The 13,270-nt window shown below is 66.1% G+C and carries 13 protein-coding genes; all 13 read right to left on the reverse strand.

Annotated features, from left to right (window positions below):
- Nucleotides 1–99 precede the first annotated feature (99 nt).
- Nucleotides 100–1,155: a YeeE/YedE family protein gene (locus tag ACVIW0_RS25810; protein WP_461354905.1), complete on the reverse strand. Its 1,056-nt coding sequence runs from the start codon at nt 1,153–1,155 to the stop codon at nt 100–102.
- A gap of 242 nt (nt 1,156–1,397) precedes the next feature.
- Complete coding sequence (locus tag ACVIW0_RS25815; RefSeq protein WP_461354906.1) at nt 1,398–2,432, reverse strand: quinone oxidoreductase family protein; 1,035 nt, start codon at nt 2,430–2,432, stop codon at nt 1,398–1,400.
- A 99-nt stretch (nt 2,433–2,531) separates the two neighbouring features.
- Nucleotides 2,532–3,962: an indoleacetamide hydrolase gene (gene iaaH, locus ACVIW0_RS25820; protein ID WP_461354907.1), complete on the reverse strand. Its 1,431-nt coding sequence runs from the start codon at nt 3,960–3,962 to the stop codon at nt 2,532–2,534.
- Between the two features lie 33 nt (nt 3,963–3,995).
- Nucleotides 3,996–5,327, reverse strand: a complete 1,332-nt coding sequence (gene paaK / locus ACVIW0_RS25825; protein ID WP_461354908.1) for a phenylacetate--CoA ligase PaaK — start codon at nt 5,325–5,327, stop codon at nt 3,996–3,998.
- Between the two features lie 19 nt (nt 5,328–5,346).
- Nucleotides 5,347–5,817 (reverse strand): hydroxyphenylacetyl-CoA thioesterase PaaI, encoded by a 471-nt coding sequence (gene paaI, locus ACVIW0_RS25830; protein ID WP_461354909.1) that lies wholly within the window; start codon nt 5,815–5,817, stop codon nt 5,347–5,349.
- A 176-nt stretch (nt 5,818–5,993) separates the two neighbouring features.
- Nucleotides 5,994–7,070, reverse strand: coding sequence for a 1,2-phenylacetyl-CoA epoxidase subunit PaaE (gene paaE, locus ACVIW0_RS25835; protein ID WP_461354910.1), 1,077 nt, complete (start codon nt 7,068–7,070; stop codon nt 5,994–5,996).
- A 2-nt stretch (nt 7,071–7,072) separates the two neighbouring features.
- Complete coding sequence (gene paaD / locus ACVIW0_RS25840; RefSeq protein WP_461354911.1) at nt 7,073–7,576, reverse strand: 1,2-phenylacetyl-CoA epoxidase subunit PaaD; 504 nt, start codon at nt 7,574–7,576, stop codon at nt 7,073–7,075.
- The gene (gene paaC, locus ACVIW0_RS25845) at nt 7,570–8,346 is read right to left on the reverse strand and encodes a 1,2-phenylacetyl-CoA epoxidase subunit PaaC (protein WP_461354912.1); all 777 of its coding nucleotides are present in this window, start codon (nt 8,344–8,346) and stop codon (nt 7,570–7,572) included. The genes paaD and paaC overlap by 7 nt, the downstream gene beginning before the upstream one ends.
- Before the next feature lie 147 nt (nt 8,347–8,493).
- A complete protein-coding gene (gene paaB, locus ACVIW0_RS25850; protein WP_024579339.1) occupies nt 8,494–8,781 on the reverse strand; it encodes a 1,2-phenylacetyl-CoA epoxidase subunit PaaB in 288 nt (95 codons plus the stop codon).
- A gap of 13 nt (nt 8,782–8,794) precedes the next feature.
- Nucleotides 8,795–9,787 carry a 1,2-phenylacetyl-CoA epoxidase subunit PaaA gene (paaA, locus tag ACVIW0_RS25855; RefSeq protein ID WP_461354913.1) on the reverse strand — a complete coding sequence of 331 codons (993 nt, stop codon included), beginning with the start codon at nt 9,785–9,787 and terminating at the stop codon, nt 8,795–8,797.
- A gap of 76 nt (nt 9,788–9,863) precedes the next feature.
- Nucleotides 9,864–10,733 (reverse strand): phenylacetic acid degradation operon negative regulatory protein PaaX, encoded by an 870-nt coding sequence (gene paaX, locus ACVIW0_RS25860; RefSeq protein ID WP_461354914.1) that lies wholly within the window; start codon nt 10,731–10,733, stop codon nt 9,864–9,866.
- Nucleotides 10,734–10,946: 213 nt separating this feature from the next.
- Nucleotides 10,947–11,717 (reverse strand): esterase/lipase family protein, encoded by a 771-nt coding sequence (locus tag ACVIW0_RS25865; protein WP_461354915.1) that lies wholly within the window; start codon nt 11,715–11,717, stop codon nt 10,947–10,949.
- Nucleotides 11,718–11,911: 194 nt separating this feature from the next.
- The gene (locus tag ACVIW0_RS25870; protein WP_461354916.1) at nt 11,912–13,195 is read right to left on the reverse strand and encodes a DUF445 domain-containing protein; all 1,284 of its coding nucleotides are present in this window, start codon (nt 13,193–13,195) and stop codon (nt 11,912–11,914) included.
- Nucleotides 13,196–13,270 lie beyond the last annotated feature (75 nt).

Consider the following 13,270-nt stretch of genomic DNA (forward strand, 5'->3'; position numbering starts at 1 on the left):
AGCGGCTCGGTGACCGCTTCGGGTCATAAGCCGCCGATAACTACCGAACTGGGCAACTTCCGCTTTATGACTGGCAGCCGACGGTTATGAGTTAACGCCTTAGGCCGCGGCAAGTGGCCTGACCCGCAGCGCGCCGCGCAGGCCCGCGCCGGTGCCGAGCATGATGCCGGCCACGGCGATGAACGACGACAGCGACAGCGTCGACAATCCGGTCAGCCCCTGCCCGACCGAGCAACCGAATGCCATCACGCCGCCCGCGCCCATCAGCGCTGCGCCGCCTGCCGAGCGCAGCATGTGCTGCGGCGACCGGTAGCCTTCGAGCTTGAAGCGCCCGGTTGCAATCGCCGTGATGAGGCTGCCGGCGAACACGCCGAACACGGTGACGATGCCGAAATTCAGCGTCGAACCGGTCGACAGCATGACATATTGCAGGGCGTCGGCGATCGGCGCGATGAAGGTGAGCGACGTCACCGGCACCGGATTGAAATCGTCGGCACCGAGATAGCCGGTCGCGTACCAGCCGCCCGCCACCAGCAGGCCGACGATCAGGCCGGCCGCGATCTGGCCCGGCGACTTGCGGAATGGCGCGTGGGCAAAGGCGAAGATGATCAGGACGGCCGATAGCGCCGAGGCCGCGACCATCCGCGCCGTCACCGGGCCGAGGCCGGCGCTTGCCAGCAGCGCCGGCACCGAATTGGCCGCGACGGTGGCCTGCGAGCCCTGCACCATCGCGATCCGCGCCGGGGCGATCAGGCCCTTCAGCGTCATCTCGGCAAAAATGCCGAGCACGATCACGACCACGAAGGAGCGCAGATTGCCGCGCCCGAGCAGCACCAGCGCGCGCGAGCCGCAGCCGTTCGACAGCACCATGCCGTAACCGAACAACAGCCCGCCGATGAACATCACCGGCGCCGAGAAGGATGGTTGCAGATAGATCGACTTGCCGAGATCGACGAGCCCCGCCGCGGCAAGGAGCTGCGAGGCCGCGATCGCAATCCCCATCGCCAGCGCATAGGTGCGTGCCAGCCGGCCGTCGCCCTCCGCCCACCAGCCGCGCAGGCCGCTCATCATGCAGAAGCCGCTGACGAGCCCGACCGAGCCGTAGATCAGGCCGATGACGAGGGCGGCGAGGATGACGATCGTGGCGGGGTCCATGCTGTTCTCTTGATCCTAGAGCGGGATGAGTTTGGGTTGAATCGGATCCGCAGGCTGGGTTTACCTCTCCCCATTGGGGAGAGGTCGATTTGCGCAGCAAATCGGGTGAGGGGCCGCTGCTCCAACGAGAGAGCGTAACCCCTCACCCGGCGCTACGCGCCGACCTCTCCCAAGGGAGAGGTGAACTTCCGCCGCCGCTCCAGATCAAACCCAATCTCATCATGCTTTAGTTTGTCCCGTCATCATGGCCGCAAAATCACGCGGTCGCGCGACGAGCCTGCCACGGCAACGAACGCGGCCTTGGCCCGTTCCAGCGGATAGATGGCGCTCGGCTGGATCGGAAACGGCTTCAGATGTCCGCCGGCAAAGCCCGGCGCGAGCTCGCGCAGCACCTCGCCGGTCGCAACCGACGACAGCGCCAGCGTGTCGATGCCGACATAGGTGTGCTGGCCGCGATAGAATTCGAGGATGTTGAACTGCACGATGCGGTCGACCGCCGCGATCAGAATCTGCCGCCCGCGCAACGCCAGCGACTTGTGCGCGGCCTGGAAATAGGGATCGCCGACCGTGTTGTAGACGATGTCGGCGCCCTTGCCGCCGGTCAGCTCGCGCACGCGTGCAGCCACATCGACGGCGGAGGCATCGATCACCTCGACCGGCGCATTGCTGTGGCCCTCATAGGGCTCGCTCTTGCGCACCACGCCGATCACGCGCGCGCCGTGCCAGCTCGCGATCTGCGCCGCGGCCTGGCCGACCTTGCCGTTGACGCCCATCACGAGCACGGTCTCGCCCGGTTTCGGCAGACCGGCGCGGCGCAGGCCTTCCATCGCGGTGACAAAGGGCACGCCGATTCCGGCGGCTTCGTTCCAGGACATGCCGGCGGGCTTTTCCACCACGGCAGCGGCCTCGACCACGAGATGCGTGGCATGGGTGCCGTCGCGGCGGATGCCGAGGTCTCCGGACGAACCGAACACCTCGCGCCCGATCAGGCCCGACGGGCCGTCGATCACAATGCCCGCATAGTCGCGGCCGGAGGTGCGCGGGAATACGGCATAGGGCATCAACCCGGTCGCGGCCTTGACGTCGGACGGATTGACCGCGGCGGCCTTCACTTCGATCAGGATGTCATTGTCGCCGCGCGAAAGGACGTGGGTCTCGACCACCGGCGCCACCGCCGCCGCGTTCTCTGCTTTCGCCAGCAGGCGGACGCAGCGGGCATCAACGGGATGACGGTTTGTTTGCGAGGCCGGCGGCATCAGCAGTCCAGTCCTGGTCATGAAGCGCGCCGCAAAGCGCATGGATCGTGGCGGCCGGGTGGCCTCAGGCCATGACTAATCGACTGACCGACCAATTCAAGGGGCTTGTTGAAGGCCTGCTCAGAGCTTCGGCGGTGGGGCCGTGCCCAGGATCGCCTCGATCGACAGGCCAAGCCCGAGCAGCCTGGCATCGCTGCCGACGCGACCGTCAAGCTCGAGCCCGACCGGCAGGCCGCCGGGCGTCATGCCGGCATAGAGCGACAGCCCGGGCAAGCCGGCATTGCTGCCGGGATCGGTGTTGCGGATCATGGTGCCGAAGGTCGGCGCCGGTGCGCCGCCATTGACCGACATCTCGCCGGAGCCGGTCTTCTCGTCGATCACGGGTGCAGGCGCGATCGTGGTCGGAAACAGGATGGCATCCAGCCTGTTGTCCCGGAAATACGCCGCGTAGATCGCCTGCAGCGCCGGCCGTTGCACCTTGATCGCATCGTCATAGGCGGCGCCGAACGCGTCTGTGGTGATGGCGCCGAACGCGCCCACGACGTCGGGGCTGGCGACCTTGGCGGCGATATCGGCAAGCGTGATTCCTTCGATCCCGGAGGCAGCAAGCCAGGCCGGGATGTCGGCGATCGGCTCATGCAGCGCGACCACGAACGACACCTTGCCGTTCTGCTCGAACAGGTCGGGCATATCGACATCGACCAGCACCGCACCAGCCGCCGTGAGCGCGGCGCAGGCTGCGCGGGCAACGGCCTCGACATCGCGATCGAGGCCGCCCCAGAAGCAGGCGGGAATGCCGAGCCGTACGCCGCGCAGCGGAATTGCCGCGGCCTGCGGCGTGCCCGATATCACGGCGTCGAGCAGCGCGACATCGGCGACCGTGCGGCCCATCGGACCGACGGTGTCGCGGGTATGGCTGATCGGAACCACCTGGTTGTCGTCGTGATAGCGCCGCTCGGCGCCGCCATTGCCGACGGAGGGGCGCAGGCCCACGGTCCCGGTCAGCGCGGCGGGCACGCGGGTCGAGCCGCCGGTGTCCGAACCGAGGCCGCAGGTGGTGATCCGCGCGGCGATCGCCGCCGACGTTCCGCCCGACGACCCGCCGGGGATCCGGCTGGTGTCGTAGGGATTGCGCACCGGCCCGGCGAACGGCGCGAGATTGGTGCTGGTGATGCCGAAGGCGAGCTCGTGCAGATTGGTCTTGCCGACAACGACGACGCCGGCGTCGAGCAGCTTTTGCAGCGACGGCGCGTTGCGCTTGGGTCGCGCGTGCTGCAGCGCCGGCGTGCCGCCCGATGTCGGCAGGTCCGACGTGTTGATGTTGTCCTTGACGACGATGGGAAGCCCGGCCAGCGCGCCGGTGCGCTTACCGGCATCGACCTCACGCGCCGCGGCCAGCGCGCCGTCGCGGTTCAGCACGATGAAGGCGTTGAGGTGCTTGAGCCGCTCGGCACGATCGAGCGCCGCCGCGACGACGCTGAGCGCCGTGACCCTCTTGTCGTGGATATCGGCCACGATCTCCGCGGCGGTCGTCTCAGTCGAATGTGTCATCGTACCCTGCGCCCTCTTGATGTCGGCGCAAGGCTAGGCTTTCGGCCGCTTGTCGTAAACCCGTTTCGCCTTGCCGAGTGAACGCTCCAGCGTTTCGGGCGCGACGACGCGGATTCGGGTCGAGATGCCGATGGTGTTCTTGATGAAGGAGGAGAGCTTCTCGGCATGCGCGGTCAGCCCCTCGCCATCCCAGCTCTCGGGCCGGGCTTCGGCGAGCACGGTCATCTCGTCCATGCGGCCCTCGCGGGTCAGCTCGATGACAAAATGACCGCCGCACCAGTCGGTCGCCAGCAGCGCTTCCTCGATCTGGGTCGGGAACACGTTGACGCCGCGCAGGATGATCATGTCGTCGGAGCGACCGGTCACCTTCTCCATACGCCGCATGCCGGGCCGCGCGGTGCCGGGCAACAGCCGCGTCAGGTCGCGGGTGCGATAGCGGATGATCGGAAAACCTTCCTTGGTCAGCGAGGTGAACACCAGTTCGCCCTTCTCGCCGTCGGCAAGCACCTTGCCCGTCAAGGGATCGATCACCTCCGGATAGAAGTGATCCTCCCAGATGTGCAGGCCATCCTTGGTCTCCACGCATTCCTGGGCGACGCCGGGGCCGATCACCTCCGACAGGCCGTAGATGTCGGTGGCGTCCATGTCGAAGGCCTGCTCGATCTCGATGCGCATCGCGTTGGTCCAGGGCTCGGCGCCGAAGATGCCGAACTTGAGCGACGATTTGCGCGGGTCGAGGCCCTGCCGCTTGAACTCGTCGAGGATCGCCAGCATGTAGCTCGGCGTCACCGTGATGATGTCGGGCTTGAAATCGTTGATCAGCTGCACCTGGCGCTCGGTCATGCCGCCGGAGATCGGGATCACGGTGCAGCCGAGCCGTTCGGCACCGTAATGCGCGCCGAGGCCGCCGGTGAACAGGCCATAGCCATAGGCATTGTGCATCAGCATGCCGGTGCGGCCGCCGGCGGCGCGGATCGAGCGCGCCATCACGTCCGCCCAGGTGTCGATATCGGCTTTGGTGTAGCCGACCACGATCGGCTTGCCTGTCGTGCCCGAGGAAGCATGGACCCGCACCAGCTGCTCGCGCGGCACCGCGAACATGTTGAAGGGGTAATTGTCGCGCAAGTCGGTCTTCACCGTGAAGGGAAATTTGGCGAGGTCGGAAAGCTGCTTGAAGTCTGAGGGGTGCACGCCGGCGGCGTCGAACGACTTCTTGTAGTGCGCAACATTGTCATAGGCATGCTTGAGCGACCAGGCGAGCCGCCTGGTCTGCAACGCCATGATCTCGTCGCGCGAGGCGCGTTCAGCCGCATCGAGCTCGGCGTGATAGCCGCCATCCCTGACCTTGAGCTTTGCCGTTGCCATCGACGTTTCCCCTGAAGCCTTATGCCTTGATGTCCGTATCCGGCAGCCAGCTGCCTTGTATCACCCGCGAATGTCCGCGGAATTCGGCGATCACGCTGTCGCCGGCGGTGACCCGCACGTCGTAAATTCCGGAGCGACCGCTGCGCGAGATCTCGCGCGCGGTCGCGACCAGCCGGTCGCCGAGCTTGCCGGGCCGGATGAACGTGATGTTGCCCTGCGCCGCCACCGCGCGATCGTTATGGCTGTTGCAGGCAAAGGCGAAGGCGGAATCGGCGAGCGTGAAGATGTAGCCGCCATGGCAGATGCGCTGGCCGTTGACCATGTGCGGCTGCACGGTCATCGCCATCGTCGCCTGCCCGGGCTTGATCTCAATGAGCTCCATGCCGAGGCCCTTGCTGGCGTCGTCTTCCTTCCACATCGCGTCCGCGCAGGCGCGGGCCAGATCTTCCGGCGCCAAGTCCTCGGGCAATAGCGTGGCCTTCACATTCACGTCGAACTCCCTGTGCACGGGCCCGTTGCGACGGGCCTCTTGGTGTCAACTCTTCAGTGCGGCGCACGAGCCGTCAACACTACTCCCGTCATTCCGGGGCGATGCGAAGCATCGAACCCGGAATCTCGAGATTCCGGGTCTGGTCCTTCGGACCATCCCGGAATGACGATGAACAATCAAACATGATCGTAATCGACCACGACCTTCTCCGAGCACGGCTTGGCCTGGCAGGTGAGGATGAACCCCGCCTTCAGCTCCCACGGCTCCAGCGAATAGTTCAGGTCCATCGGCGCCTCGCCCTCGACCAGCTTGGCGCGGCAGGTCGAGCACATGCCGCCCTTGCAGGCGAACGGCAGGTCCATGCCGGCGCGCAGCGCGGCGTCGAGGATCGACTCGCCGTCGGCCACCGGGACCTCGCGGCGCTTGCCGTCGATGATCAGTCCGGCGATCGCCTTCGGCGGCGCGCCGGCGGCAACGACGATTTTCGGGCGTGGCTTGCCGCCGAATTCCGAGACGAAGCGTTCGACATGGATGCGCTCGCCGGCGATGCCGATCTCGCGGCAGGTCGCCTCGATGGTCTCGCTCATCGCGGCCGGGCCGCAGATGAAGACGTGATCGACGGTTGCGGCCGGCACCAGCGAGCGCAGCAGCACCCGCACCTTGTCGCCGTTGAGCCGGCCGTGCAGGATCGGGATGTCCTGCTCCTCGCCCGAGATGACGTGAAACACCGACAGCCGCTGCATGAAGCGGTCCTTCAATTCCTCCAGCGCCTCGCGGAACATGACGCCTTCGGTCGAGCGGTTGCCGTAGAACAGGAAGAACCGGCTAGTCGGCTCACGCGCCAGCACGCCCTTGATGATCGAAAGGATCGGCGTGATGCCGCTGCCGGCGGCGAAGCCGACATAGGTCCGCGCCTCGCTGGGTGCGTGCGCGACGCCGAAGCGGCCGGTCGGCGTCATCACGTCGAGCTCGTCGCCGGCCTTCAGCTCGTCCGCGGCCCAGTTCGAGAACGCGCCGCCGTCGACCTTCTTCACCGCGATGCGCAGCTCGCCGTCGTCCGGGCCGGAGCAGATCGAATAGGAGCGGCGCACCTCCTCGCCGTCCATCGTGGTGCGCAAGGTCAGATACTGGCCGGGCGTGAAGCGGTAGTCGTCCTGCAAATCGTCGGGGATCGCGAAGGTCATCGAGATCGCGTCCGACGCCTCGCGGCGCAGGTCGCTGACGGACAGACGGTGAAAGCGTGGGGTCGACATGGTCAATGACACTTGAAGTAATCGAAGGGTTCGCGGCAGCTCTTGCAACGCCACAGCGCCTTGCAGGAGGTCGAGCCGAATTCGGACAGAAGCTCGGTATCGCTGGAGCCACATCGCGGGCACGCCACCTGTTGCTCGCCGAACAGCGCGCGGCGCGAGGAGCCCGGCAGCGGCGGCGCGATGCCGTATTCCCGGAGCTTGCGGCGGCCGTCCTCGCTCATCCAGTCGGTGGTCCAGGCCGGCGACAGCACGGTGCGGACCTTCGGCCGGTGAATGCCCTCCCGCTCCAGCGCGAGCTCGATCTCGAGCGCGATCATGTTCATCGCGGGGCAGCCGGAATAGGTCGGCGTGATCGCGACCTCGACATGGCCGTCGCGGACCGCGACGTCGCGCAGCACGCCGAGATCGGCGATGGTCAGCACGGGGATTTCAGGATCGACCACTTGCGCAGCCGCGCGCCAGGCGCGTTGGCGCAGATCGGCATCGCCGAGCGCGGCGGTCACCATGTGGCCCCCGGAAAGGTCCGCTGCATCGATTGCAGCTCACTGAGCAGATGGCCGAGATGCTCGCTATGGCTGCCGACGCGGCCGCCCTGCTGCATCCAGTCGCTGTTCGGCAACGCCAGCGTCGCCTCGTTGACGATGCCGGTCACGGTCTTCAGCCAGCGCGACTTGAGCGCCGCCGGATCGATCGCGATGCCGGCGTCGATCAGGCCGCGCTCGCCGTCGTCGACCGCGAACATCTCGCCGGTATAGGCCCAGAGGTCGTCGATCGCATTCTGCCCGCGGCGATGGCTCTCCGCGGTGCCGTCGCCGAGGCGGACGATCCATTCCGACGAATGCCTGACATGATAGGCGCTCTCCTTCTCCGACTTCGCCGCGATCGCCGCAAGCGTCGGATCGAAGGATGCCATCATCGCGCGCCAGTAGAGATCGGCGAACGCCGCGTAAAAGAATTGCCGCACCATGGTGCGGGCAAAGTCGCCGTTCGGCTGCTCGACCAGCAGCAGATTGCGGTACTGCCTGACGTCGCGCAGATAGGCGAACTTGTCCTCGTCGTTGCCGCGGTCTTCGACCTTGGCCGCATAGGTGTAGAGCTCGCGGGCCTGGCCGAGCAGGTCGAGCCCCATATTGGCGAGCGCCATGTCCTCTTCCAGCGCCGGCGCATGGCCGCACCATTCGGACAGCCGGTGGCCGAGGATCAGCGCATCGTCGGCGCGGCGCAGCGCGTAGAGCACCAGCGGCGTTTCGGAGACTTCGATGTTGGCGGTCGCCATGTTCTCTAATCCACCTGCATCCACTTGCTCGACGTCATCCTGAGGAGCCTGCGCAGCAGGCGTCTCGAAGGATGAGCTGCGATCACGATCTGGGCGTCATGGTTCGAGACGGCGCTAACGCGCCTCCTCACCATGACGGATGAAAATTCACATATGCCCGACTTCGTCGGGAACGTCGTAAAACGTCGGATGGCGGTAAATCTTGGATTCCGCCGGCTCGAACATCATGCCCTTCTCCGACGGATCCGACGCGGTGATCGCATTCGACGGCACCACCCAGATCGACAGCCCCTCGCCGCGACGGGTGTAGATGTCGCGCGCGGCCTGCAGTGCGAGCGTCGAGTCGGCTGCGTGCAGCGAGCCGACATGCTTGTGCGCAAGCCCGTTGCGGCTGCGGATGAAGACTTCCCAGAGCGGAACGTTCGGCGTGGCCATCTCCAGCGCTCCCTTATTCGGCGGCTTGCGCGAGCTGGCGGCGCTTGCGCTTCTCGGCATAGGCCATCGCGGCCTCGCGCACCCAGGCGCCTTCCTCATGCGCCTTGCGGCGCGCGGCGAGGCGATCGCGGTTGCAGGGGCCGTTGCCGGCCAGCACCTGCTTGAATTCGTCCCAGTCGATCGGGCTGTGCACCCAATTGCCGTTCTCGTTCTGCTTCATGCCGGGATCGGGAATCGTGAGCCCGAGGAACTCGGCCTGCGGCACGGTGGCGTCGATGAATTTCTGGCGCAGCTCGTCGTTGGAGAAGCGCTTGATCTTCCACTTGGTCGAGGTGTCGCTGTGCTGGCTGACCTGGTCGGGCGGCCCGAACATCATCAGCACCGGCCACCACCAGCGATCGAGCGCGTTCTGCGCCATTGCCTTCTGTTCAGCCGTGCCGCGGCACAGCGTCACCATGATCTCAAAACCCTGGCGCTGGTGGAACGACTCCTCCTTGCAGACGCGGATCATCGCGCGTGCATAGGGGCCGTAGGAGCAGCGGCACAGCGGGATCTGGTTCATGATCGCGGCGCCGTCGACCAGCCAGCCGATGGCGCCGATGTCGGCCCAGGTCAGCGTCGGATAATTGAAGATCGAGGAATATTTCGCCTTGCCCGCCAGCATCGCGTCGACCAGCTCCTCGCGCGAGGTGCCGAGCGTCTCGGCGGCGGCGTAGAGATAGAGGCCGTGGCCGCATTCGTCCTGCACCTTGGCGAGCAGCGCGGCCTTGCGGCGCAGCGACGGCGCGCGGGTGATCCAGTTGCCCTCGGGCAGCATGCCGACGATTTCGGAATGGGCGTGCTGGGAAATCTGCCGCGTCAGCGTCTTGCGGTAGGCCGCAGGCATCCAGTCGTTCGGCTCGATGCGCTCGTCGGCATCGATGCGGGCCTGGAACTGACTGGCACGGGCAGCATCCTCGACGCCGCGATCGTCGCCGTCGGATGAGTTGAGCGCCTGCGTATACATGGCCGACCTCCCAGTGCGTTGTTAGGCGGGAATATATAACACAAATTTTGAAATGCAAGACGTTTTTGTAATATGTTCAGACACCCTCGAAGCGCCGCGCCACCGCCCCGTTGGGCTTCGGCAGCGGCCCGTCCTCGTTGGTTGCGTGGTCGTCAAGCCATTGTTCCGACGGCGGAAGCAGCCCGCGATAGATCTCGCCGCAGAGTTTACGCGCCGCCCTGCCCGGCCAATCCTTCGGCAATAGCTGATACGGCAGCAGCGGATCGCGCAGCACGACCCGGCGATAGTGATGGATCAATAGAATCCGCGCCGTGAAGGCGTCGGCGTCGCTCAGTCTCTCGCCACGCATGATCCAGCCGTGCAGCGGCTCGAACGTCTTGATGAACTTCAGATAGGCATCCGCGGTGCGACCGATTGGCCAGCTTTCGCTGAGCAGCCGGCGTCCGCTGTCATCTTCCGCAGAGACTTCGAGACGGATTGCGCGCGACGCCTCATCGGGGATCGGCACGCCCGAAGGCGCGACCCACACGCCGGGCAGCGGGCTGCCGAAGCCGGCATTCTTCAGCGCCTCGCGCGCGGCGTCGCGGTCTTCGGCATTGCCGATCAGCAGCAGCTCGAAGCGGCCGGTCCAGTCCGACGGCGGCGGATCGTAGATGTGCCGCGTCGCGGTGTCGAAGGTATGCCGGCCCTTGGCATTCAGCCGATAGAAGCTGTTGCGGCCGACCTTGCTGCGCTCGAGCCAGCCGTCGGCCGCCAGCCGCGACATCGCGGTGCGCACCACATTGCCGTCGATGTCGAGCGATTTGAAGAATTCGAGCAGCGTGCCGAGCCACACCGCGCCGCCGCGCGGCACGATCGAGTCGCCGAATACGGTGATGATGATCGAGCCGGTGCGTGACGGCTCGCGCTTCAGCTGATCGACGATGCGGGCAAGCGGCTGCGGCATGCCGCAACGCATAGCGCGTTTTGTCGAGGAACGACAATGTCGCCGCTCTGGCTTCTCCCTCGCCCCGCTCTTGCGGGGAGAGGGTTGGGGTGAGGGGTTGCCTCCGCAAGAACGGTAAGAAACGACTCGTGGAGAGCCCCCTCACCCGGATCGCATTGCGCTTCGCTTCATGCGTTCCGGCCTCTCCCCGCAGGCGGGGCGAGGCAAACAAAGTCAGCGGTTGGGATCCGGATAGACCAGGCTGCGCCAGCCGCTGCGGTCGAACGGCGCCCACTCGCCTTCCTTCTGGGCGAGGCGATCGGCGACCGCGTAGACCACGGCGGGGTGATGGCCCATGCCGCAATGGCTGCTCTCGACCTCGATGCTGTCGGTCATCGACGAGGACTGCTCGCGGCAGCCCTGCCAGGCGCAGACGCCGTCGGTGCGGCTGAAGATCGCGGTGGTCGGCACCGGCGGCGCGCTGGCGAGCGAGCCGCCGAAGCGGGAATCCTCCTCATCGGCGCGGCGGCCGCTGGCCATCTCGTAGACACGCCAGGCATTGGTCGATTTCGGGCCGGCGGCAAACGGGCTGCCCAGCGTGATCACCTGGCGCACGCGCTCCGGCATCATCTTGGCGAGCTGGCGCGCATAGAGGCCGCCGAGGCTCCAGCCGACCACCGAGACCTTGCGACCGGTCGTCTCATTCATCTCCTGCAGCAGGTCGACCATCCCGTCCTGCACGCCGGCGCGCAGCCCGAGATTGCGGCCCTGGCGCCAGCCGCTGACCGCGTAGCCCTTGCTCCCCAGGAAGTCGCGCAGCGGGCGCGTCGACATGTCGGAGGCGATTAGTCCGGGTAGCACCAGCACCGGATGCCCATCGCCGCGCGGCGCGAGAGACAGCAGCGGCAATGCACCAAGGAAGGCACCGAGCTCGTGAATGGCGCGGCCTTCCAGAAACATTAGCGTCCTGGACGGCGCGCGTAGCGTCTGCGCAGCAACGGACATTTCAACTCCTGTTCCGGCGCCGTCGTGGCGGCCGGCAAGGGGATCATCAGGTGAGTCAATAGGGTTGACGCAAACCCGGCGGAATCGTTCCGCAACGCAACAAACGATCATGAAAAGCTAGGGAACCGATCACTTTCGTGCAAGCGGTCCAGGTCACACTTGCCACAACTAATGTGGTCGCCGTGCCCAATCGGTCACAGCAGGCGCAGCGCATATTCCAGCGTGTAAAGCGCAAGGCCGGCAAGCCCGCCGATCAGCGAGCCGTTGAAGCGGATGTATTGCAGGTCCTTGCCGACATTGACCTCGATGAGCGAGATCAACTGCTCCATGTCCCAGCTCTTCATCTGGTCGGCGATGAAGCTCGAGACGCCGCTCTTCTGTTCGGCAACGACCGTGCGCAGGATCGCGACCAGCCCCTGATTGATTTCGCTGCGCAGGTCCGCATCGCCGTCGAGCGCATCGCCGGCCTCGACGAACATGCGGGCCAGCTGATGCTGCAACACCTGCGACTCGCCCGACGCGCTGCGCTCGATGAAGTCCTTGACGTTGGCCCAGATGGTCCGCCCGAGATTGGCGAGCTCCGGCCGCGCCAGCAGGTCGCGCTTGAGCCCGTCGATCCGATCGGCGAATGCCTTGTCGCTGCCGAGCCGGTCGACGAACGACAGCAGCATGCGGTCGAACTCGCCGCGGAACGGATGCTGCGGATCGTTGCGCACCTCCTCGAAGAATTTCGTCGCCGAGGCGATGATCCGGTTCACCACGAACTTGTCCGCACGATAGAGCCGCAGGAGCGTCGGCATCTCGGCGCGGACCTTGTCGCGGATCACCGCCATGGTCTCCTGCTGCGTCAGCGTCTGGTGCAGCACGCGGAGCAGATCGTCGAGCAGCCCGCCGTGCTTGCCCTCCTGCACGAAGCCGCGCAGCGCGCCGGCCGCGAGCGGCGCGAGATCGATCGAGAGCACCTGCGTCGTGACGCGGCGGCTGATGAACTGCATCAAGCCCGAGCTCTCGGTCGCCGCGAACGCTTCGGGCAACATCCGCAGCACGAAGCGGGCGAGGTCCTCGGAGCGTTTGCGGTCGCGCAGCCAGTCGGCGATGAAGCTGCCGAAATCGATCTCGCGCAGCTTGGCCTCGACCGGCCCCGACTCCAGGAAATTGTTCTCGATGAATTCGCCCAGCTTCTCGGCGATGCGTTCCTGATTGCTTTGGATGATCGCGGTGTGCGGGATTGGCAGCCCCAGCGGCCGCTTGAACAGGGCAACGACGGCGTACCAATCGGCCAGACCGCCGATGGTCGCGGCCTCGGCAAAGGCGGCGATGAAGCCGAAGGCTGGATGCACCGGCAGCAGAATCTTCGACGCAATGAAGACGATGAGCGTTGTCGCCAACACGCCGGTCGCCAGCCACTTCACGCGCCGCAGCTCTGCGGCGCGTTCGGCATCGACGGGCGTTGCGATGAGGACGGCGGGAAGGGTCATGGGGACTTTCGACTGAACGCTAGCCTAACTGGATGCCGCGCACACGGTCGTCATCCTGAGGTGCGAGCACTTTGC

Source organism: Bradyrhizobium sp. USDA 4454, assembly GCF_054822705.1.

Excerpts from the sequence above, each read along its gene's own strand:
- ACVIW0_RS25810 (WP_461354905.1), bottom strand. The coding sequence starts at position 1,155 with ATGGACCCCGCCACGATCGTCATCCTCGCCGCCCTCGTCATCGGCCTG.
- ACVIW0_RS25815 (WP_461354906.1), bottom strand. The coding sequence starts at position 2,432 with ATGACCAGGACTGGACTGCTGATGCCGCCGGCCTCGCAAACAAACCGT.
- iaaH (WP_461354907.1), bottom strand. The coding sequence starts at position 3,962 with ATGACACATTCGACTGAGACGACCGCCGCGGAGATCGTGGCCGATATC.
- paaK (WP_461354908.1), bottom strand. The coding sequence starts at position 5,327 with ATGGCAACGGCAAAGCTCAAGGTCAGGGATGGCGGCTATCACGCCGAG.
- paaE (WP_461354910.1), bottom strand. The coding sequence starts at position 7,070 with ATGTCGACCCCACGCTTTCACCGTCTGTCCGTCAGCGACCTGCGCCGC.
- paaD (WP_461354911.1), bottom strand. The coding sequence starts at position 7,576 with ATGGTGACCGCCGCGCTCGGCGATGCCGATCTGCGCCAACGCGCCTGG.
- paaC (WP_461354912.1), bottom strand. The coding sequence starts at position 8,346 with ATGGCGACCGCCAACATCGAAGTCTCCGAAACGCCGCTGGTGCTCTAC.
- paaB (WP_024579339.1), bottom strand. The coding sequence starts at position 8,781 with ATGGCCACGCCGAACGTTCCGCTCTGGGAAGTCTTCATCCGCAGCCGC.
- paaA (WP_461354913.1), bottom strand. The coding sequence starts at position 9,787 with ATGTATACGCAGGCGCTCAACTCATCCGACGGCGACGATCGCGGCGTC.
- paaX (WP_461354914.1), bottom strand. The coding sequence starts at position 10,733 with ATGCCGCAGCCGCTTGCCCGCATCGTCGATCAGCTGAAGCGCGAGCCG.
- ACVIW0_RS25865 (WP_461354915.1), bottom strand. The coding sequence starts at position 11,717 with ATGTCCGTTGCTGCGCAGACGCTACGCGCGCCGTCCAGGACGCTAATG.
- ACVIW0_RS25870 (WP_461354916.1), bottom strand. The coding sequence starts at position 13,195 with ATGACCCTTCCCGCCGTCCTCATCGCAACGCCCGTCGATGCCGAACGC.